At 38.4% G+C, this 20487-nt stretch carries 22 protein-coding genes; 11 read left to right on the plus strand and 11 right to left on the minus strand.

The window, feature by feature from the left end:
- Positions 1–12: 12 nt before the first annotated feature.
- Positions 13–1176 (minus strand): hypothetical protein, encoded by a 1164-nt coding sequence (locus tag AC106S_RS23835; protein ID WP_482442467.1) that lies wholly within the window; start codon positions 1174–1176, stop codon positions 13–15.
- Between the two features lie 100 nt (positions 1177–1276).
- On the opposite strand from AC106S_RS23835, the gene AC106S_RS23840 reads away from it, so the two are divergent.
- The gene (locus tag AC106S_RS23840; protein WP_482442468.1) at positions 1277–1837 is read left to right on the plus strand and encodes a TetR/AcrR family transcriptional regulator; all 561 of its coding nucleotides are present in this window, start codon (positions 1277–1279) and stop codon (positions 1835–1837) included.
- A gap of 38 nt (positions 1838–1875) precedes the next feature.
- A complete protein-coding gene (locus tag AC106S_RS23845) occupies positions 1876–3276 on the plus strand; it encodes an MFS transporter (RefSeq protein WP_482442469.1) in 1401 nt (466 codons plus the stop codon).
- A gap of 103 nt (positions 3277–3379) precedes the next feature.
- Here the strand turns inward: AC106S_RS23845 and AC106S_RS23850 are convergent, their stop codons facing one another.
- Complete coding sequence (locus AC106S_RS23850; protein ID WP_482442471.1) at positions 3380–4219, minus strand: T9SS type A sorting domain-containing protein; 840 nt, start codon at positions 4217–4219, stop codon at positions 3380–3382.
- 336 nt (positions 4220–4555) lie between these two features.
- Between AC106S_RS23850 and AC106S_RS23855 the strand changes: the two genes are divergently transcribed.
- The 4 genes from AC106S_RS23855 (at position 4556) to AC106S_RS23870 (ending at position 7038) form a co-directional block, all read left to right on the plus strand.
- The gene (locus AC106S_RS23855) at positions 4556–4888 is read left to right on the plus strand and encodes a PepSY domain-containing protein (RefSeq protein WP_482442473.1); all 333 of its coding nucleotides are present in this window, start codon (positions 4556–4558) and stop codon (positions 4886–4888) included.
- A gap of 124 nt (positions 4889–5012) precedes the next feature.
- The gene (locus tag AC106S_RS23860; RefSeq protein ID WP_482442474.1) at positions 5013–5534 is read left to right on the plus strand and encodes a hypothetical protein; all 522 of its coding nucleotides are present in this window, start codon (positions 5013–5015) and stop codon (positions 5532–5534) included.
- A 20-nt stretch (positions 5535–5554) separates the two neighbouring features.
- Complete coding sequence (locus AC106S_RS23865) at positions 5555–6331, plus strand: sensor histidine kinase (RefSeq protein WP_482442475.1); 777 nt, start codon at positions 5555–5557, stop codon at positions 6329–6331.
- 17 nt (positions 6332–6348) lie between these two features.
- On the plus strand, positions 6349–7038 hold the full coding sequence (locus AC106S_RS23870; protein WP_482442476.1) for a response regulator transcription factor: 690 nt from the start codon (positions 6349–6351) through the stop codon (positions 7036–7038).
- Positions 7039–7142: 104 nt separating this feature from the next.
- Here AC106S_RS23870 and AC106S_RS23875 read toward each other — a convergent pair whose 3' ends face one another.
- The 4 genes from AC106S_RS23875 to AC106S_RS23890 all read right to left on the minus strand — a co-directional run bounded on the left by AC106S_RS23875 (position 7143) and on the right by AC106S_RS23890 (position 10285).
- Complete coding sequence (locus AC106S_RS23875) at positions 7143–8540, minus strand: M1 aminopeptidase family protein (RefSeq protein WP_482442477.1); 1398 nt, start codon at positions 8538–8540, stop codon at positions 7143–7145.
- A gap of 122 nt (positions 8541–8662) precedes the next feature.
- Positions 8663–9178 carry a hypothetical protein gene (locus AC106S_RS23880; RefSeq protein ID WP_482442478.1) on the minus strand — a complete coding sequence of 172 codons (516 nt, stop codon included), beginning with the start codon at positions 9176–9178 and terminating at the stop codon, positions 8663–8665.
- Positions 9179–9194: 16 nt separating this feature from the next.
- A complete protein-coding gene (locus tag AC106S_RS23885; protein ID WP_482442479.1) occupies positions 9195–9926 on the minus strand; it encodes a class I SAM-dependent methyltransferase in 732 nt (243 codons plus the stop codon).
- A 158-nt stretch (positions 9927–10084) separates the two neighbouring features.
- Positions 10085–10285 carry a YqaE/Pmp3 family membrane protein gene (locus tag AC106S_RS23890; protein WP_482442480.1) on the minus strand — a complete coding sequence of 67 codons (201 nt, stop codon included), beginning with the start codon at positions 10283–10285 and terminating at the stop codon, positions 10085–10087.
- A gap of 803 nt (positions 10286–11088) precedes the next feature.
- Between AC106S_RS23890 and AC106S_RS23895 the strand changes: the two genes are divergently transcribed.
- From AC106S_RS23895 to AC106S_RS23915, 5 genes are all read left to right on the plus strand, one after another.
- On the plus strand, positions 11089–11919 hold the full coding sequence (locus AC106S_RS23895) for a GLPGLI family protein (protein ID WP_482442482.1): 831 nt from the start codon (positions 11089–11091) through the stop codon (positions 11917–11919).
- 146 nt (positions 11920–12065) lie between these two features.
- The gene (locus AC106S_RS23900; RefSeq protein ID WP_482442483.1) at positions 12066–12638 is read left to right on the plus strand and encodes an RNA polymerase sigma factor; all 573 of its coding nucleotides are present in this window, start codon (positions 12066–12068) and stop codon (positions 12636–12638) included.
- Positions 12622–13470 carry a hypothetical protein gene (locus AC106S_RS23905; RefSeq protein ID WP_482442484.1) on the plus strand — a complete coding sequence of 283 codons (849 nt, stop codon included), beginning with the start codon at positions 12622–12624 and terminating at the stop codon, positions 13468–13470. Before AC106S_RS23900 ends, AC106S_RS23905 begins: the two co-directional genes overlap by 17 nt.
- A 48-nt stretch (positions 13471–13518) precedes the next feature.
- Positions 13519–14316, plus strand: a complete 798-nt coding sequence (locus AC106S_RS23910) for a DUF4097 family beta strand repeat-containing protein (protein ID WP_482442485.1) — start codon at positions 13519–13521, stop codon at positions 14314–14316.
- The gene (locus AC106S_RS23915; RefSeq protein ID WP_482442487.1) at positions 14313–15035 is read left to right on the plus strand and encodes a hypothetical protein; all 723 of its coding nucleotides are present in this window, start codon (positions 14313–14315) and stop codon (positions 15033–15035) included. Before AC106S_RS23910 ends, AC106S_RS23915 begins: the two co-directional genes overlap by 4 nt.
- Positions 15036–15343: 308 nt before the next feature.
- Here AC106S_RS23915 and AC106S_RS23920 read toward each other — a convergent pair whose 3' ends face one another.
- The 5 genes from AC106S_RS23920 to AC106S_RS23940 form a co-directional block, all read right to left on the minus strand.
- On the minus strand, positions 15344–15769 hold the full coding sequence (locus AC106S_RS23920; protein WP_482442488.1) for a hypothetical protein: 426 nt from the start codon (positions 15767–15769) through the stop codon (positions 15344–15346).
- Positions 15770–15772: 3 nt separating this feature from the next.
- The gene (locus AC106S_RS23925; protein ID WP_482442489.1) at positions 15773–16129 is read right to left on the minus strand and encodes a hypothetical protein; all 357 of its coding nucleotides are present in this window, start codon (positions 16127–16129) and stop codon (positions 15773–15775) included.
- Positions 16126–16422 carry a hypothetical protein gene (locus AC106S_RS23930; RefSeq protein WP_482442490.1) on the minus strand — a complete coding sequence of 99 codons (297 nt, stop codon included), beginning with the start codon at positions 16420–16422 and terminating at the stop codon, positions 16126–16128. The genes AC106S_RS23925 and AC106S_RS23930 overlap by 4 nt, the downstream gene beginning before the upstream one ends.
- A gap of 354 nt (positions 16423–16776) precedes the next feature.
- A complete protein-coding gene (locus AC106S_RS23935) occupies positions 16777–17061 on the minus strand; it encodes a hypothetical protein (protein WP_482442491.1) in 285 nt (94 codons plus the stop codon).
- A gap of 106 nt (positions 17062–17167) precedes the next feature.
- Positions 17168–20487 (minus strand): DUF6443 domain-containing protein (locus tag AC106S_RS23940; RefSeq protein WP_482442492.1); only part of this gene is annotated, 3320 nt, incomplete at its 5' end.

The following is a 20487-nucleotide window of genomic DNA, read 5'->3' on the forward strand; positions in this document are numbered from 1 at the left end:
CTTCATAATAGATCACATTATCATACCTGTCATAAATATGCGTAAACTTCCTGTGATCCGCAGTTTCCTCAATTTCGGTCCTGTTCCCGTTTTCATAAGAAACTGTTGTAATACCGGAACTGCTGCCCGTTCTGATCTTTTTCCTGATCCTGTTTTCGGCATCAAATTCATAAGTATATTTATAACTGCCTCCGAAATCATTATTTTTTCTGTAACAGCATCACGGCTGGCGATTAAAAGCCCGCGGCGGTCATACTCATTTTCTGAAAGCTCCAGCTGTGTGAGCTCTTTTTCATCAAAATCCGGCCGGTAGGCAAATCTTGCACTGAAAATTTCCCGGCCGGATGCATCATAGGCAAAAGTGGTAAGTTCATTGAAAAAATAAACCGGAGGGTAACCGGGAAGAAGGTTTCCATTGCGGTCATACCTGAATTCTTCCAGAAGGTTTTTAATTTCATCCGTATACAGACCGTTTTCCTTTAACGGGAAGTCAGCATATTCAGGAAGGCTGCCCGGATCTGTATTGATTAAATTTTCTGCTGTAATTCCTGTAACCAATTCTTTGTCATACAGTTCATAATGATCGTAAACAGGAATGTCATATCTGGAAAATGAGAAATTCTGTAAAATCCTTTTCTTTTCATCCAAAACGAGATATCTCAGTTTCACCAGTCTTTTTTCCGCATCAAATGTCTTTCTGGTAATAGAATTTCCATGATAGGAATAGGTAACCGCAAACATTTCCTCCCCGGAACCGGTGAATGATATTTCTTCTGAGGCCTGATGATGGAGATTGAACTGTTTGGTGAAAAGAATAACTCCGTCTTTTATAAAGCTCAACAGTTTTCCGGTAGAGTTATAAGTAACAGAAGTATTCCCGAATTCTTTTTTCTCCGTAAGATTTCCATTATGGTCATAATATTCCTTTTTGATGAGATTTCCTGAAAGATCAGTAAAATGATATTCCACCGTATCCGGTATATTGTTTCCCAGGCGGTGAATTTCCCTGATCTCCATACCGCCTTTTGCGTATCTTTTTTCAATACGCATCAGGATGCCCTGTTGGTAGTTTTTTTTTTCTGAGATTTTTCCTTCCGGAGAATAGAGTGTTTCTTCACGAATTCTGCCTGAAATGTATTCTTTCACAGATTTTACTTTTCCCTGGAGATGGTCCATCGGCTGATATTTTTTACGGTGAATAAAGGTACACAAAGTAATAATTAAAAAAAAATAGATAGACCTATCTATTTTTTATCTAGCTTTGCAAAAATGTCCAATGAAAAAAGAAAAAGCCAGGGAACGGATCCTAAGAACAGCAGCAGAATTGTTTTACAGACAGGGATTTAATTCTACGGGGATCAACCAGATCATTGCTGAAGCTGATATTGCTATCGGGTCTCTGTATAATCACTTTTCCTCTAAAAATGACCTTCTTCAGGCTTACCTTATCAAAGAGGAGAACGAGTGGTTCAGAGGTTTTGAAGAACATTCATCTAAAATAAAGGAACCCAGGGAAAAACTTCTGTCATTGATCAGTTACCGTAAGAAACTGCAGAAATCTTCAGGCTTCGCGGGATGTCATTTTATCAAAATAGCTTCCGAAACAGGAGATCACATTCCTTCTGTATCAGATTTTGTGAAAAGCCATAAAGAAAAGCAGAAGAAACTGATTCAGGATCTTGTGGCCCGGTACGCAATGAATCATCCACTGGATGCGGATCAGATATCGGAACATATTTTTCTCCTGATTGAAGGGGCTGTGGTCTCATCTACCATCAGTAAAAAGGCAGATCCTTTTGATGAGGTTCAAAAAATCACAGAGGCTATGCTTCCGTAATTTTTTTATTTAAAAAAAATAGATATATCTATATAAAAATGAATCATAAATATCTGAAATTATTAGTCATACTTTCCGGTCAGCTGCTTACCATCATGGATATTTTTATCATTAATGTATCCATTCCTTCCATACAGCATGATCTAGGGGCTTTAAACGGTGAAATGCAGCTGATGATTGCGTCCTATCTTATCGGGTTTGCTTCCTTTCTGATCACGGGAGGGCGTTTGGGGGATCTTTTCGGGAGAAAGAAAATATTTATCTGGGGACTGGTATTTTTTATGCTGAGTTCAGTGGCCTGTGGAATTTCGTCCGGAGCAGTACAGCTTGCCTCCGCCAGATTTGTACAGGGAATCAGTGCGGCACTGATGTCTCCGCAGGTATTGTCGATCATACAGATCCTGTTTCCCCGGAATGAGGAACGGGCTAAAGCAATGGGATGGTATGGAATCACGATTGGGGCAGGTACGGTGCTGGGACAGTTCTTAGGCGGATATTTATCCTCTTCAGCATGGATGAATGAATCCTGGCGACTCATTTTTCTGGTGAATGTTCCTGTTTGTCTGCCGGCCATTTTTTTCAGTATAAAAATTTTAACGGAATCTGAGGTGATCCCGGAAAACAGGAAATTGAACCTGTCCGGAGTGATTATACTGGCTGTGGGACTTTTCTGCTTTACTTATGCCCTTACTTCATCTGAACATCCGGGATTTCAGTTGAAAAATGTGATAATAATGATGATTTCAGCCATTACTTTGATTTTTTTTATTAAAAACCAGAAAATAAGAATGGAAAGAGGACTCCCATACCTGCTGGACCTCCGGTTATTCCGTTTCAGGAATTTCAATCTGGGAATTCTGGCCGTTTCTTTTTTCTTTGTTATGCTGGATTCCTATTTTTATATACTGTCCGTGTTTTTTCAGGACGGGCTGAAGATAGGCGCACTGAAAGCCGGAGAAATTATTGTATTCCAGGGGCTGGGTTTTATTCTGGCTTCGTTCTTTTCTGCAAAACTTATCATAAGATACGGAAAGATGTTTCTGGCAGCAGGGCTTATTATGATCATCATTATTCTTGTATTGCAGATGATGTTGTTTGATATGGAAATTTCTTTTTTTACCCTCTGTGTACTGCTGTTTCTTCATGGAGTGGGGGTAGGTTGTATCATTCCTTCGCTGGCCGGGATCGCTCTTTCGGGAGTGCCGGAAACTTTAGCGGGAAATGCTTCAGGAGTATACAATACTTTTCAGCAGGCTGCTGCTATTGCCGGGATTATTGTGGTAGGAAGTATTTTTTACTGTTTTTTGGGTTCAGAACCTTCTGCAGAAGACTATCATTATGCTTTTTCGATGGCACTGGCTGTGAATATTTTCTGTATAACGGCTGTATTGGTTTGCCTGTTCAGGGTTCCGGATAAGGTTTTTCCAAAAATAAAATGACAGTCGGAATCCGGCTGCCATTGTCTGTTGATCATTTAATTATATAATGAAATGTGGTGCAGAACATCTGCAATAAAAGAATTTGTCTTACTTTTCCTAAGGATTATTTTTTGATAAGCTTATAGCTTCCGGAATCTGTGGTGATGAGATACGCTCCGTCCGGAAGTGAGGTAATATCAATTTCGTTTTCCCCTTTTACAGCTTCTGTTGATTTTACCAGTTTACCGGCTTGGTCATAAACAGAAACTTTATTGTTTTTATCCACATTCAGATGGAAGATTCCTGAAGTTGGATTAGGGTACAGCAGGGTTTTGTCTTTAACGGTATTTTCAGAAGTAGCCAATGTTGCTGTTTTTTTCCAGGTAAATGCATCCAGGCACATGTACACATAGCCTCCGGTAGACTGTAACTGGATTTCATCGATGGTGATATTGCTGTTGTTCTGGCTGTTGAGGTTGGAAAGATCGATAAGGGTAAAACCGTTATTAACGCCCGTTGCTCCCGTTGTTCCATTGAAAGTGGTATTGAACCCCGAAGTTTTTGTGGTGGTAAATTTAGTAACACCTCCCAATTTTCCTGTAATGATCAGGGTACCCGAAGAGGCAGCCTGATTGAGCTGGGTATTGCTTAAAAACACCCAGAATTTTGATACGGTAAACCCTGAAGTACTCTTAACGCTGAAAGAAGGGGAGTTGATATTGGTAGTTCCGGTATTGTCGATATAGGCATTATCATTAGCCGTCCCATTCCAGCCGGTATTCGGATAGTTTTTCTGAATTCTAAAGGAACCGGCCTGCGACACAATGCTGAAAGTATAGCCGTTATCGGTAAAGCTTGTGCTGCCGTTAGCTGCGTTCTCAAAAGTCATTGTGCTTGTCTGCGCACTGATAGCCGTTATATTGCTTAAAAAAACAAAAACTGCAAAAAAGATAATTTTTTTCATGATGTAAATTTTTTAAATTAAGCATGTTGTTTACGATTCTTACAGGAGATAACTGCCTGTAATGAATACCCCAAAGTAACTGTGAAATAAAGGACAAAAACAGCGTATTACAGACTGAATTGAAAAACAGGTAGAAATACGTGTTTTTCATTTTCGGGATTATTCTACTTTTGAAAACAGGGAGCAGGATCTTCAGGTAAACAATACCCTTTACCTGTAAAAAAGATGAACCGGATTGTCTGTAAGATGTTGAAAACGATGCGGTTTTTAATCTTTGCTATGAAATAAATATTATATATTCTGAACTAATTGTGTAACTTTAAAAAAAAAGAAACTATGAAAACACCTGTATTACATGTATCATTAGAAGATGCCAGAAATTGGATAAAAAACTGGCAGGCCCAGAAAGAGATTGCAGGCACGCAAATCATATCTCATCTTCTTCCATCCATTGATGTGTACGAGATTTTCAAGATTGAAAACGGAACTGAACGGTTTCGCGGTTATAATGCCATTACCGGCAAGGGAGAATATAAATTTTTAATGGTAGGTGTTGATGAGGATGGCAATGATATGGTAGATCCCGATCGCAGATGGTATATTTATGATATGACTACCCCGTGCCCGTCTGCATGTTCCGGGAATAAGTGGTGGGAAGAAGGAATATAAAGTGTAAGAAACATTGTATCAGTGGATTGAAATACCGTCATTAATTGGAAAAGGTATCCTGCTGGTTAACCTGACCGTATATACCATAGGCTTTTCCGGTTCCGGGAAGGCTTATAGGTTTTTTATGGGGTATTTAATCTGGATATCCATATGTGAAGCTGTATTTTATATACTGGGTTCCCGGAAAATCAATAATCTGTTTTTTTCCCATTATTACCTGATAGGTCAGTTTCTGCTGCTGGGCCTGTTCTTTCGTGAGATTCTCACAGAAAGGTATCAGAAGAAAACAGCACAGTTTTTTTTACTGATTATTCCACCGGTACTGATTCTGCAATATATTGCAGATCCTGAGAAATATTACATTTTCAACCTTTTTGAAATTTTTGTTACCTCTTACGCTGTTATCATTCTGGGTTTGTTTCATTTATACAACATACTGGATTCGGGGAAAAAATATAAATATATGGTTTTGGGGCTTCTTATGTATCTGATCAGCAGTACGGTATTGTTTTTATCCGGAAACCTTTATGTGGTGATGGATCTGAATGTACACAAAGAAATCTGGGTGATCAATGCGGTGATGTTTATTGTGTATCAGATTTTTATCCTTATCGAATATTTTTCTTTCCACAGAAAAAAAGTGTAATTATTTGATGATTTTATACTATGAATGACAATACCATTATTTCCACGATCGTCTATACTTTTCTGGCATTCACTTTACTGGCTGTTGCACTGATTGTTTTCTATCATTTCTCCAACAAAAAGATTACAAAAAATCTTCTTCAGAAAAAAGAAATGGAGATCAGGTATGAAAAAGATCTTACCCATGCCATGATCAGTTCCCAGGAAAAGGAAAGGCTGAGAATTGCCCAGGATCTGCATGATGATATCAGTTCAAAATTAAGCGTGGTCTCTCTGAATATTCATCTGCTGGATTGCGAATATCTGACGAAAGAAGAATACAGTGAACTTAAAAATAAAATCATCAGCCTTATTAATATCACTGCGGAAAGCGCCCGGCAGATTTCCCATGACCTGCTTCCTCCCATATTGGAAAAATTTGGACTGCATGCCGCAATAGATGCTCTCTGTTCGGAAATTAACCTGTCCAAAACCGTGGAAGTTTCGTATACCAGCAATCTGTATTTTGCCAGGACTGAAAGTGAAAAAAATTTACATATCTTTAGAATAATCCAGGAACTGACGAATAATTCTGTAAAACATGGCAAAAGTACCCATATCCGGATAACTTTTGAAGGAAGAGAAGGTAAAAATGTCTGCCTTTATGAAGATGACGGCAAAGGTTTTGATCCGGATGACGATGCTGTAAAAGGAGGGCTGGGACTGAGAAATATAAGAAGCAGGATAGAGCTCATCAACGGTACACTGAAAATTGAAAGTAAAAAAGATAAGGGAACTAAGGTAGAGTTTACATTTTAACGGATAATCAGAATCAAATGAAAGAAAACTTAATCCGGCTGATCATTGTAGATGACGAAGCTCTGTTCCGGCAGGGAATTTCATTTTTAATACAAAGGGAAAAAGATATGATCCTGTCCGGGGATTTCAGTAACGGAAAAGAGATCCTCGATGCCCTTTCCGGCCTTGAAGAATTGCCGCACGTGATCCTGATGGATCTTAATATGCCCGAAATAAACGGAGTGGAAGCCACCAAACAGATCCATACAAAATATCCACAGGTAAAGATCATTGCCCTTACCAGCTACAATACAAAACCTTTTATTATCAACATGATCCAGTCCGGAGCCTGTTCTTTCCTGAAAAAGAATTCCAGTCCGGCAGAATTGCTCAAAGCCGTCCGGGAAGTGCATGAGAAAGGATTTTACTATAACGGGGAAGTGATGGAAGCGCTCCATCAGAATATGACAGAACCCAGAAAAAAGGTATCCAGTATTTTTGATGCGAATCATATCTCGAAAAGAGAAAAAGAAGTGCTGGAACTCATATGCAGACAGTACAGTACCTCAGAAATAGCAGATAAATTATTTTTGAGTTCCAGAACGGTAGAAGGGCACCGCAACAATCTTCTTCTGAAAACCGGTGCAAAAAATACAGCAGGTCTTGTTGTGTATGCCATAGAAAGTAAGATTGTGGATACGCATTATCTGAAAGACAGTTTTGAATAGGTTTTAAATAAGATCTGAGCAGGCTCTCAGAAAAATTCAGTCATTTCCGGATGACACAGGTGAAATAAAAAATGACAGCGGGTACTCTGCTGTCATTTTTTTGTTTATTTCTTTTCCAAAGTCTGTATGGCATTTTCCATATGCTTTTTATCTTCAAAGTAACGGGATCTGATGGATTCAAACTTTTTGTCGTCCTTAAGCGATGTTTTTAATGTTGACATCAGGAACGTATAATTGGTGAAAACGGTTGGTGTTTTCAGGAGGGTATCCATCCATTTCCACATCTGTTTTTCACCGATCTCTTTTTCTATGGCTGCCAGAAGAACTGGAGTGGATTCGTAGGCATAGTCAATATAATCATCATCCGACGGTTTGGTTTTGATGGTGCTTAAAGGCATAGGGTCAAAATCCTTAATATTTTTAATCTTATCCTTTAATTTTTTATCATACACCTCTTTACCCAGGAGATCTTTCGTTACTTTCAGGGAAAGGAATTCTGAAAACCCTTCCGAAATAATTCCTCCAAGTTCAGAATTGAACTGTTTATAGGTCCCGAAATAATAATGGGCCAGTTCATGGGCAATAAACGGTCTGAACCAGTTCTGGGTCTTAGGGTTAAAAAGACTTTTAAGCCCGTTGTCTCCCCAGCCTATATTCATGATGGTAGGGTAGGATACAAACAGCCATCCGTTTTTGAGGGAAGTAGGGGTTGTTTCCACAAACGTTACAGGGCCGCCGAAAGGAGTACCCAGTCTGTCGGCATAATAATTCTTATAGGTGTTGATCATTTCACTGAACTGTTTGATCTGTTCCTGTGTAAGCTGCGGATTCAGGATATAGGTATTGGCAATATTGGAATACTCATAGTTTCCAAAGAAGATGGCCAGTTCATAGGGAACATCACTTTTAAAACGGTAGTTCTTTGCCTTTACAGGAGGATTTCCGTTTACGTACAGGGTAGAGCAGTCGATGCAGGTAAATTCTATATCGTATCTTACTTCTTCATATTTCCTGTCTTTTGCCATATCGAATAATATGGGATACCAGGCTCCCTGGCTGCCTTCCGCTCTCAGGGAATTGTAGTTGAAGGCAATATTTCCTCTCCAGTCGTCCTTCGTATAATTTTCAAGGGTGTCTTTAGCGATAGGAAATTTACCGGTATATCTGAACTGTACAGATTGGGGCAGGAATTTTTCTTTTTTGTTTTTCGGAAAGTAATAGGCCAGAGATTCCCCGGTGGAAGTACTGTCGGCAGTACTTTTTTCATAAGCAAGTACAAAATCATTGGGCTTTTTACTTTTAAAGTGTAACAGATTCATTCCCGAATTGAGTCGGATAACATAATCTTCAATGCGGGGAATATCGCTTAAGGTAAGGTCGCAGTCAAAAGTTCCCTCTTTGATGGAAATATTGACTTTTCCGGTAAGCAAAGGGGCTTTTTCCTGAGCTTTGATCTGTAATGAAAATAATAGAATAAGTAAAAACGAAAATGCAATTTTCATGTCTGGTTTTTTGAACATTTGTTGGTATTTAGTTTTTTATGGCAGTTTTTTAGAAAAACCGTCTGATAAAGATATTCTTTAAGTGTTTAACCTCCAAATTTTTTGAAATAAGTCTCCGGATTTTAACGGTTTGCGGATGGCGGATGTTCCGGAGTATATTTTTGGATAACAGAACTGATCCAAATACCAAGAAGGATAAAAGAGAAACCGGACACCGGAAAGCTGAAGACAGAACCCAGTATGAACTGCCCGTCATTGCTGAAATCCGTAAATAGTCCCCAATAGACATAAAACCCTAGAGGATGTACGATCCAGTAAAAGGAGAACATGATCAGGAACAATTCTTTTTTCGTAATCGTGAATCCGTTTACGGTAAGTTTTTTTACATAATAAAAAGTAATGGTCAGAGCACTGATACAAACGAGTGACAGTAATATCAAACCACCTGGTCCTTCATGATAATCTCCAAAAAGGGAGATCAGTAATTCAACAGCAAATGCAACAGGAGCCACCGTTATAATAGCGGCAAATCCTGTACAGGCCAGTAAAAGGGAAATAAGAGTACATAGGGCTCCTGTTTTTACCGGTAAATGCCTTTGAAAATAATCTTTCCAGAAGGCCCATTTTGATGTTTTCATATTCAGACACCGTGAATTATTTTTTTACAGAGATCAGAAGCATCATGGGGCGGCGCAGTTCATCTTTCATTTCCGGGATTTCTTTCAGCATTTCAGGGGCTGGTTCAGGTTCTATGATCTCACTGATTATGAAATGATGTTTTAATAACGTATTCAGATAAGAGGTTAAAGTTCTGTGATATTTGGTGACATTTTCTCCCAGAAATGTTGTATTTCTTTTTCCTTCTGTGAAATAGCGGTCAACAGGCCAGTTTAATTTTTTCCCTTCTGCGTCATAATTCCAGTCCTGGCTGCCTTCCGCAGTAAAGACAGGATGTTCCACCGAGAATACAAAATATCCTCCGGGAGCCAGCCACTGGTAAATATTCTGAATCAGGGGATCAAATGATTCCACATAATGCAGGGTTAATGAACTCAGGATAATACCGAATTTTTCTGCGGGATACTCCAGATCTTCCAGGGCTTTTCTTTCATATTGAATCCCTTCAAGGCTGTTGATTTCTTTAGCTTTGGCCAGCATTCTCTCTGAAAGATCGATTCCTGTGACTGATTTTGCACCATTTTCAACCGCATAGCGGCAATGCCATCCGAATCCGCAGCCAAGATCAAGAACATTTTTATCTTTAAAATCCGGCAGCATATTTTTCAGGGCATGCCATTCTCCGGCTCCCTGCAGTCCGAGCTGAGAGCGGAGCATTTTTTCGTACTGTTCAAAAAAAGAGGGTTCGTCGTATTTGTTTTCTTTCATACTTAGGATAAGTTGTTGTTCTGAGTGATTTGTTTCATTAAAAAAGAATAAAAAGATTCGGTTAATGATTTACTGCTGTATTGTATAAGGGCTGTTCTGAACAGAAAAATCCTTTAAAAAATTAAAGGATCTGCATAATGTATTCAAAGGAAAGCAGTTTATTTCTGATTTTCGCGCATGGCACGGATTAATCTTTCATTTCGCTGATCTGCTCTCTCATTATTCAGGGACAAAACTGCCCAGATGGCAGCAGGGAGCCAGCCGATCAATGTAATCTGAAGAATAAGACAGATGATTCCCGTAATGACTTTTCCACGAACCATAAAGGATAGAAAGGGAAGAAGTATGGCTAATAACATGGTTTCTGATTTTTAGTGTATTACAAAGATGAAAGTTAGCTATATTTTTTTAATAGGGCGGACTTTGGTTAGAAAAAATAATGTTTGGCGGTGAGATAGGAGGATGAAAAACAAAGAAAAAGGAAGGATATTTCGTTTATTTTTTTAAATATATCTTCCACGGAATTAAAGAAATAATCAGAATCAGACTTAATAAAATCATATTTTTTGAAAATTTAGTATCCCCGGTTCTAAAAATAAACCTGTCATTATCTTTATGATAAAAAGCCTTTACAGAGCTTCCCACGGGGTAATGAATACATTCATTGCAGGGCAGTGCAATACTGTATTCTTTACCATTATTCTTTACCCAAACGGCCGAGCTCATTCCCGGTGCAGCATGGCAGTTCTGTTTAATGACTTTTAATATAAAAACATCTCTAAAGCTTAATGCTTTTTTATACTCTGCCAACTGATAAACAGTGAATATTACCCCTGTTGTAACCAGAATGATAATTAAAATTTGATTTTTATAATATAACCTTTTCATTATCTGTTTTTGCACTTCCGTTTTCATTATAAATACAGACATATTGTATTTCTATATATGAAAAATCAGGGTATGATTTTGACTGTAAAAATATTGATTTCATTCAATCTGATGATAATTTCCGGAATTATCATTTATACCGGAGAGTTTTAATTACCTGCTGTAAAGAGATCGGCTGTTTCAGAAAACCGGATTGAGAAAATTTCCGGATAAAAATGCAACATTTCAGCCTGAGGTGCGTCATTATTGTAGATTAAAATTTTAAACCGTAACCATGAAATTCAGAACTGCACTTGTATTCATAATGTTGTACAGTATATCTGTATCTTCACAATATTATAAAATTATATACGATTTCAGATGGAAAACTGAAAAAGAGAGTAAAAGCTATAACTCTGAGCTGACCGTTCTCCTGAAAAATAATGAGATTTCCTACTTCGAATCCCTGGCAAAGTATCAATATGATTCTTTAAAAACCAGTCTTGTTAATAGAGGGGCCAGAAACTTTCCCGGTCCAAAAGAAACATGGAAACTGCAGACATTAGTTTCCAGGAATTTAAAATCTCAAACCACCATTTCCGAAGAAAATTTCTTTGATAAAGTTTATCTTACAACCTATACCTGTAAACCGGTCTGGAAAATCCTTCCTGAAAAGGGTGTGTTTTTTAATTACAGTGTTCAGAAAGCTGAAACCCATTTTGGCGGAAGAAAATGGATCGCATGGTTTACCCAAGAAATTCCCATCCATGACGGACCTTACAAGTTTTTCGATTTACCCGGCCTTATTCTGAAAATTTCAGATTCGGAAGAAAACTTTATCTTTGAAATTAAGGGGCTCACCAGGGAAAAAACCAATATCGAAGGTCGGAATGCCTATACTTCCAAAGTAAATTTCACTCCCGGACAGTGGGAAACCTTTTGGACGCAATATCAGAAAGACCCTTCTATGGTTTTTGCCAATCTCAATTCTCCGGATGCGACATTCAGTTATGTGTATAATGGTAATAATGTAGACAGTAAAGAAGCCAAAGATGCCTACAACAAAGCTGAAAAAGAAAAAATGGCTGCTTTCAGAAACCCTGTTGAAATCAAATTCTGTGAATAAATACTTCAGGAACTTCACTTCCTTTTTTAATATTTTTGATTTCCGGATGAATCTGAATATAAAAAAAATAAAAAAAATCAGAAAAGGTGCAACATTTACTCCATGAATGCGTCTCTTCTATAAGAAACGATTGAGAATAAAGACTATTGAAGACAGTAACTGAAAATATGAGTGACCGTGAATTGCTGGAACTTTGCCGTTCAGGAAATAATCCGGGATATTCCCTGCTTTACCGGCGCTATGCTAAAACTGTGTTCAACTCCATTTTCCGTCTGGTGAATGACAGGCAGGAAGCCGAAGATATTCTGCAGGAGGTTTTTGTAAAAGCCTTTTCTGAAATCCCAACCCTGAAAAATGCGGATAGTTTTGGAGCCTGGGCCAGGCAGATCGCCATTAATCATTCCCTGTCGTTTTTACGTAAAAAGAAAAATTACTTTTCAGAAATAGAAGAAGACCGGTTACCGGACTGTTATGAGGATGACCCGGAAGAAAAACAGAAATGGGAATTCCGGATCGAAGAGCTTCAGAATGCTGTTGCAGAACTTCCGGTACAGGCAAGAACCGTTGTGAATCTCTTCTTATTTGAAGAAATGCCGCAGGAAGAAATAGCAGCCGTTTTGGGAATTCCGGCAAGCACAGTCCGAAGTCATTATCACCGTGCAAAAAAGAAAATTTTTGAAAAACTCACTCAAAAAAAACAGAATGAACGATCCGCTTAAAAAATATGTACAGGACCACCGTGAAGAGTTTGATACGCTAGAGGTTCCGGAAGATATGTTTGATAAGATCATGTCCGGGCTGAATGAACCTGCCCAACCCGTTGCTGGAAGGTCTCATCTGTTATTTTCTTTAAAAACATGGGCAATTGCCGCTTCTGTCGCAATGATTGCCGGTACGGGAACCTTTACTTTTCTGAAGGAACATGAAATTAAAAAGCCCGTTATAGTTACCCGGGAAAAAGTAAAGACCAGAGATGAAAACCGTTCAGAAATCCAGATCCCGGAAAACAGACAGAAAATCTACGGAATAATAACTCCTGAACAGGATAAAACCGGTGAAAATCCGGTGAATAAAAGCTCAGTGCGTTCAGGGGAAACGGCTGAAATTAAAAATCAGGAACAGCAGAATTATGCTATAAACAGAACGGAGGAGGAAAGAACAAAGGCCATTGAACTGATGAACAATACGCAATCGGCGAGTTCCAGGCTTCAGGGGATTACATTGGCAAAAAATATTTCGGCTTCTGATGAAATGCTGATTGATCTCCTTTATGAAAAAGCGGTTTCGGATGAAAATACAAATGTGCGATTGGCAGCTGTTGAAACTTTGGCCGAACAGCAGGAAAATCCTGGTATTGCTGAAAAAATCCGGCAGGCTTTTATTCAGCAGGACGATCCGGTGGTACAGAAAGAACTCATTATGATTGTTGCCGGCCAAAAAACATCTGAGCTGAGCAATGAGGTGAATGAAAAACTCCGGGTACTTACCCGGAACCCTGAAACAGCAGCTTATGTAAAAGATGAGGCATATGCTGTCTTAATGAAATATTAAAAGCTTTTATATATAAACTCAGTAAAATTATTAAACAAATTAAACTTTATGAAAAAGATATTTTTAATTATATTTTCATTGGCTGCATTCTCTTTTCAGGCGCAGGAAAACCTGGAGAACTCCAATACGGTAACAGAGAACTCCAAAACATATAAAGTCAGTAAAAATAAAGGGAAACTCCAGATTAATCTTGGGACCGTTACCGTAGAAGGCTACAAAGGCAATGAAATTGTTTTTTCTCTGGAAGGAAAAGTTCCTGCGGAAGATAAGCGCGCAGAAGGACTTCAGGCAATCAATGCTTCAGGGCTTACAGATAATACGGGGCTCGGCATTAATGTCAGCGAAAAAGACGGTGCATTGGAAGTCAACCCCTTGAAAAAACTTTCTTCGCCTAAGGTGAAAATCCTGGTTCCGGAGAGTGTGATTGTTTCCTTCAGGTATCAGTCGCAATACGGCGGAAAGGTCTTGTTTAAAAATATGCAGAATGAAATTGAGATTGCAGCGACCTACAACAATGTGCAGCTGGAAAATATTACAGGTCCGGCTACTGTAAAATCAGTTTACGGAAACGTGGAAGCGGTTTTCAGCCAGAATGTAAAAGGTCCGTTATCGGTGATTTCGGTATACGGACATGCTGATGTAAGCCTTCCCAAATCTATAAAAGCCGATCTGAAGGCCACAACTTCCTATGGTGAAATCTATATCTCTCCGGAATTCAAGATGAATGCTGAAAAGAAAGAAGATACAGCCAGCTATGGTGATGAACTTACCGGAAAAATAAATGGGGGAGGTATTCGTATGGATATACGCTCCGAATACAGTAAAATTTATTTAAGAGCAAAATGAGAGCATTATTCACTTTTGCAGTCGGTCTTGTTTTCAGCATCACTGCAGCGCAAACAACGATTAATAAAAACTTTTCTGTAAAGAACAGTGAGAAAATATTTTTAAAATTTGATTATCCTCAGCTGATCAGGATCAGTACCTGGGACAAAAACGAAGTTGAGATTTCAGGAACGGTGAATATCAATGCCAATGAAAACAACAGCGCTTTTCAGATCAAAGAATCTCAGGACGGAAATTCTTTGGTTATTGAAGGGGAAATTCCGGAAATCGAAAACCTTCCGCGCCGGATCACAGCCCGTAAAGGAAATGAAAAGATCATTTTTAAAACCCTGGAAGAATATGAACAGTACTGTAAGACCAATAAGGCTACATTCAGTTCGATATCCGATGGTGCAGATATTAACATTGACCTGGAAATCAGGGTTCCGAAATCATTAAAGACCCATATAGAATCTACCTATGGAATGGTAGAAGTGAAAAATTTTGAAGCAGAAATTGCTGTCAATGCCAAATACGGTGGAATTGATGCGGTAATTAAGGAGAAAAACACAGGAACAATCTCTGCGGAAACCTATTACGGACAAATTTATTCCAATCTGAATGCCAAATTTAATGGAAAAGATGTTGATGACTTCCGGATGCTGGTTACGGCAACCCCTGGAAACGGACCGCAATACCGTCTTGAATCCCAATATGGAAATATCTATCTGCGGAAATAATAGATTTTAATAGTATAAATAAAGGGGCTTTTTCATGGATACTATCCCATGAAGTGTGTAAGTTAAAAAGTTAGGCTTAGATTACAATCTGAGCCTTTTTTCAAAAATAAGCATAAATTGATTTTTAAAGCAATTTCACAAAAAAAACCTCGCATTTTACGAGGTTTTCTTATTATCTGTTACGGAATTACAAACTTTGCAGAGTGGGGGCGAGTGTCGGGAGATAATTCTAATCTTCATTTCAGTTACTTCAATAAGATCATGATAAATGACAACAAAACTATACTTTTAAGCTCTATTTGTAACTTCTAAATATTAATATTATTTTTTAATGCCAATTCTTTTATTTTATGAATAATGTCTTTTTCATAAATGTTCCCCTTTTTTATATCAATTAATAGCTCTTCCAATGTTACTTTATAAAGATCTGCTTCATTATGAGATAAAAAACCAATTATTTCTTTTAAAGCATTATCATCATCTTCCAATTCAAAATAAGACAGGTACTTTATTTGAGAAGCAAATTCATTTTTGTGGTCTTTTTGTAACAATTTATCCGCTATATCAATCGCTAAATAATATTCTCCTATTTGATATAAACAATTTGATAAAAATAATAATCTGAAGTTTTCAAATTTTAAGGATAAATCTTTTAAATTATTTAAAATACTGATGGCTAACTCATATTGTTGATTATCCATCAAATCTTTAGCTTTTTGCAATTCTGTAATCATAATTTATGAATATATTCTATAATAATCATCAACTGAAGGTGGTTGTGGTTGTGGTTGTGGTTGTGGTTGTGGCTTAGGAGTTGGCTTTTTGGGAGTAGGAGTTGGTGAAATAGGACGTGGTTTAGGAACATTAATATTGTCTCTTTTAATTGGAGCTGGAGTTATTTTGACATCAAACTCATCTATATTGCTAAGATCAATTCTTTTTAAGGCATGATTAAAGTTCTGATTAGACTTTTTTGTTGATTCTATACCACTTTGCTTTGATCCTCGAGGTGCATTCTTTTTTAAATTCTCTTGCGCTTTATTGATCCCATCCATTTTATCTTTAGCTCTTTCAACCTCACTTTGATACCTCACTCTTTCATTGGATTTTGAGCACCTTCAGAAGTCTTAGACAAAGTCTCTGCTGTTTTTCCTGTTGTTTTCCCTGTCTTTGTAGCTACTTCTATAACAGTAGGTTTTATATTTGATCCTCCTTCAAGCAAAGGCATTAATCTGAACATTCCCCAGCAGCATTGGTTAGATTCTTTTAGTGTTTTAGATTCTTCTTCATCACTTCCTTCAATTACGTCTTCCGGCTCCATTCCGGTAGGATCTGTATTTCGGATAGGATTATTGAATGCGTAAGAATAAGACGACCATTCTGGCATCTTTTCCGCCAAAGGATCGATCTGAAAGTGTCAACTCCTTATGTGAAATTTCCTGTTTTGTTTAAACATAAAAGAGGGATTTTTATAGTTTGATGTTCTGAAAATTTGCTCTTTCAAAAAGTTTAACAAATTAAATTTAATAATTTTAATTTGTCTGAAAACAAGGAGATTTACCTGCCGACATGAGTGAGACACTCGCCCAGCCATGTTAAATTAAATTAATTTGCCATCTTCAAATGAAAGAATCTATCATTTGGATTGGTCTCTATCGGCACGAGCGAGACGCTCGCACCAGCGGGGCTATAAAGCAACAAAGCCATCCAATGAGTGTCTTTGTTATTTAATGAAAATATATTAATTCCTTTTCATGGAAAAATCTTTAAAAAGTAAATCTTTAGAAAAAGAAGTAATCATTCCTTCAGAAAAATTCGCGCATTCATTATCTATCAAAATACAATTAATATTAGTTCCTTCAAAAAAATACTTAATAACTTTATTATTCTTTTGCTTAAAAGATTTGTTTTCGTACGAAATAATATACTCAATTTTAGTTCTATATTTTAATGCCCAAAATCTACTATTACTATTATCTTTATTTTTAATTATTAATGTCGCATCTTTTTTATTTAATATTTTCATTTCTACCGAATAATCATTCTTGCTATAATAATATGATTTATTATAATGAAATGATTTACAACTGATAATTAAAAACAAGAATAAAAATCGTAATTGATAAAATTTATTAAAATCCATAGATATCTCTTAAATATTTTCCCGCAGGTATACCCAATTTAGAATTTCCCGGATAAGAAAAAAGCTCTACCATACTTCTAACTGTTGTCGCATTAATATTATTTATATGGTTTACAGTTTCTATTTTTACTCCTAATGGAAATTGATTAGTATTCATTAATTGTCGATTCATATTTGCAACACTAGAATCACCGAGACTTATATATGAACCACTTGGAAGCGTAGGAAACTTCAGTTCTCCCGAATAAGCATATTGAGCTCTATAGGCATCTACTTCTTGATTTATACCAAAAGAACCACTTTTTAAACTCCCATCTGTATTCATATCATATTCACCTCTAGCAATTTGGCCTCCATGCCTTGATTCATGTATTTGTTTATCAAAGTCATCTGTATACATAGTAATTTGACCTTCTCCAGTTCTCAAAGTTTGAGGCACATCCCCATTAGGATTATCTTTAGTCTTTGCAAATGAATAAGTATTTTTTTCATCTTTTCGCATGTCAGAAATATCTTGCTTTGACTTTTTTAATTCAACAATTCTATCACTTTTATCACTAGCGTTCCCCTTATCTAATTTATTTATTTGCTTATCCAACTTTTTCTCAATACCCTGAGCTATTTTTTCAGCTTTTTCATCAAATTTCTCAACTCCACGACCATCCGGATCAATAAATCTAATAGGATTATTCATCACATAGTTGTAAGGAGTCCATCTTCTATATTTCTCCGCCAACGGATCCACCACCCCCCATCTTCCAATATCAGGCATATAAAACCTAGCTCCATAATCATACATCCCCGTCTCCTGCAACTCCTTGCCATTGTACTTATACTGATAAGCATTCTGCGTAGTAACCGTATAATTATGCAACAATCCAAACGGGTAATAATCATTCACCTCTACAATCTCTCCAGGTCTCCAGTCCATATAACAAACATTTCCGGCTGGGGATTCTGTACATTTCATAGCCTGGTATTTTCTGGGCTGAATGATTCCGTCTTTGTTGGCATCCGTATAACTTAGTCTTACATTGCCCAGATGATCTGTGTAGTGATAGACATATCTGCCGCTCAGTGCATCGTAATATCCTTCTGAAGTGGGTATAATTCTCAGTTTCATCTCAGCCACTTCATTCGGATCAATAATTACCCATCCATCACCCGCTTCTGATGGCTTCGTACTTTTATACTGGAACCCATCCAGGTAATCGGTTTCTATATCTCCAAAGAGCTTCTTTACTTTTACTCCGTCTGCCCTGTAAGTATAGTTGGTTACTTTGGCATTCTGGGTAATCTGTTTAGGTAAATTTAGATAATTATACTGAATTGAAGAAATCCCTTTATCCGGGTGGCGGATCATATTACCGTTTCCGTTACCATTATCATTGTCATAGCCGATGATACCGGGATTCGCCAGGTATGGATACCCTGAAGGATTCTGCTGCAGGTCAGTAACCTTAGTCAGCTTATTGCCTGTATAATCATACTTCAGGTTATCGATCACAATAGCGGCTGTATTTCCCATCTGGAGCGCCGCTGATCTTTTCAGCCTGGTGATGTTCCCGTTCAGGTCATATTCCGGAATTTCAAAATATTCTTTGGCTGTTTCAGAACCCTGTTTCTGATAAAACCCTGCGGAAAGACGGTTTAATCCATCATAAGCATAGCCATATCTTTTCAATGGTTCATTTTCTTCTGTCAGCGTTTTCCAGGCTATTTCCGCTATATTTCCGTTGAATCTGGGTTTTACTTTTAAGCTGCTGTAATCATTGTTCGGGGTTTCCTGCCCTTCTCTCAGATTATAATTGATCTTATAGCCAAACAGATCATTGCCTAAGTTGGCGGGATCGTTAATCTGAGTCATCCATCCCCTGATATTATACTGGTAATTCACCGTCTGTAAAGGTGATGCCGGACTCGTTCCGCCCACCTTTTTGGTTTCCAGCTGGGAAAGCTCATTGTAGCTGTTCTGTGCCAGGATCTCTTCGGCATTACCGTCTACCTTGTGTTTGTGAACCAGCAGCCTGTTCTGATGGTCGTAAGTGAAAGTTTCTGTGATCACTCTTTCCGTATCGGTGCCCAGTCTTTTGTGGCGTGTCACGGTTTTCTGAACGGTTCCTGCAAAATCCAGCCTGGACTCGCTGTGGGTGTAACCTCCCAGATGATTGATGGAATGTGAACCGATCACCCTTCCCCGGGTGTCATAATAAGAATAGCTTTTGGTCCAGTTGTCATCTTCGATGTTTTTCACCAGGCTCATGACGGCAAGACCTTTGGTGCTTTGTCCTTCTGAAGAAGGAGTATCGGTTAAAACGGTTTCTCCTTCAATAGCGGATGGGAAAGCGGGATTGAAGCTGTACTGGGGATAGGTGTCGTAATAATTCACACTCAGCACTTTTTCCAGAACATGAAAATGATTATTGGTATACTGGATCTGCATTTCATCCTTTGTAAAACCTCCGGAATGCCTGTTTTCCACGATCAGGTTAGGGCCGGCCTGGGCCTGCATATTAACCCTGTTCATTCCGAAGATAACAGCCGTATAGGCTACCCGGCCAAAAGAATCGTATTTGGTGAGGATCCACTGTCCTTTCTCCTCCAGGTTGGCATCCTGGGTAAGGACCAACCGGTCGGCCTTGTCATATACCATATATTCCCAGCCTTTCCCCGGAAGCTTCTTTTCTACCAGGCGGTTCTTTTCATCATAGCGGTACTGGTAGCAGAGGTTGTTCAGGGTCGCTTCATCCGGAGACAAGGCTACGGAAGCCAGCGGAGGGATCACAAAAGCCAGCTGGTCGTACTCGTTATAAACATAGTACGTATCGGCATACTGGGTCCCGGAAACAGCTTTTCTCACCAGGATCGTCTGGCCTTTTCCATTCTTGAATTCTATGGTCTTATTGCCGTCTTCATCCGTTACGGTGTTTTTGTACAGATGTCCGATGCCATAGCTTTCCCCGGAACTGATCTCAGATTTTGTGGCCCCGTTGACCCAGGTGGTGGTGACGGTATATTTTCTGACCTCTCCGTTTTCAGAAGCATTGTAGCTGAACTTTACCGGTTTTCCATCCCAGGCATTTCCCACCTGCTTCTGCTCCAGAACCCGGTCCAGCGGTGAGTTTTCAAATACTTTCTCGGCATAGATCTTCTCCGGACCGTAAATACCGGGCTGGGAGGCGTTCCCCAGGGGATTCTGAACGAAAGCCCCGTTGGAAGTTCCTCCCTGGGGTACAGGAAGATAATCTAATGCCTGCCTTCCAAACGGATCGTAGGTAATGTGGGTCACCACATCCCTGCCCAGTGGGG

Source organism: Chryseobacterium sp. FR054 (assembly GCF_056844565.1).

Excerpts from the sequence above, each read along its gene's own strand:
- AC106S_RS23835 (WP_482442467.1), bottom strand. The coding sequence starts at position 1,176 with ATGGACCATCTCCAGGGAAAAGTAAAATCTGTGAAAGAATACATTTCA.
- AC106S_RS23840 (WP_482442468.1), top strand. The coding sequence starts at position 1,277 with ATGAAAAAAGAAAAAGCCAGGGAACGGATCCTAAGAACAGCAGCAGAA.
- AC106S_RS23845 (WP_482442469.1), top strand. The coding sequence starts at position 1,876 with ATGAATCATAAATATCTGAAATTATTAGTCATACTTTCCGGTCAGCTG.
- AC106S_RS23850 (WP_482442471.1), bottom strand. The coding sequence starts at position 4,219 with ATGAAAAAAATTATCTTTTTTGCAGTTTTTGTTTTTTTAAGCAATATA.
- AC106S_RS23855 (WP_482442473.1), top strand. The coding sequence starts at position 4,556 with ATGAAAACACCTGTATTACATGTATCATTAGAAGATGCCAGAAATTGG.
- AC106S_RS23860 (WP_482442474.1), top strand. The coding sequence starts at position 5,013 with ATGGGGTATTTAATCTGGATATCCATATGTGAAGCTGTATTTTATATA.
- AC106S_RS23865 (WP_482442475.1), top strand. The coding sequence starts at position 5,555 with ATGAATGACAATACCATTATTTCCACGATCGTCTATACTTTTCTGGCA.
- AC106S_RS23870 (WP_482442476.1), top strand. The coding sequence starts at position 6,349 with ATGAAAGAAAACTTAATCCGGCTGATCATTGTAGATGACGAAGCTCTG.
- AC106S_RS23875 (WP_482442477.1), bottom strand. The coding sequence starts at position 8,540 with ATGAAAATTGCATTTTCGTTTTTACTTATTCTATTATTTTCATTACAG.
- AC106S_RS23880 (WP_482442478.1), bottom strand. The coding sequence starts at position 9,178 with ATGAAAACATCAAAATGGGCCTTCTGGAAAGATTATTTTCAAAGGCAT.
- AC106S_RS23885 (WP_482442479.1), bottom strand. The coding sequence starts at position 9,926 with ATGAAAGAAAACAAATACGACGAACCCTCTTTTTTTGAACAGTACGAA.
- AC106S_RS23890 (WP_482442480.1), bottom strand. The coding sequence starts at position 10,285 with ATGTTATTAGCCATACTTCTTCCCTTTCTATCCTTTATGGTTCGTGGA.
- AC106S_RS23895 (WP_482442482.1), top strand. The coding sequence starts at position 11,089 with ATGAAATTCAGAACTGCACTTGTATTCATAATGTTGTACAGTATATCT.
- AC106S_RS23905 (WP_482442484.1), top strand. The coding sequence starts at position 12,622 with ATGAACGATCCGCTTAAAAAATATGTACAGGACCACCGTGAAGAGTTT.
- AC106S_RS23910 (WP_482442485.1), top strand. The coding sequence starts at position 13,519 with ATGAAAAAGATATTTTTAATTATATTTTCATTGGCTGCATTCTCTTTT.
- AC106S_RS23915 (WP_482442487.1), top strand. The coding sequence starts at position 14,313 with ATGAGAGCATTATTCACTTTTGCAGTCGGTCTTGTTTTCAGCATCACT.
- AC106S_RS23920 (WP_482442488.1), bottom strand. The coding sequence starts at position 15,769 with ATGATTACAGAATTGCAAAAAGCTAAAGATTTGATGGATAATCAACAA.
- AC106S_RS23930 (WP_482442490.1), bottom strand. The coding sequence starts at position 16,422 with ATGCCAGAATGGTCGTCTTATTCTTACGCATTCAATAATCCTATCCGA.
- AC106S_RS23935 (WP_482442491.1), bottom strand. The coding sequence starts at position 17,061 with ATGAAAATATTAAATAAAAAAGATGCGACATTAATAATTAAAAATAAA.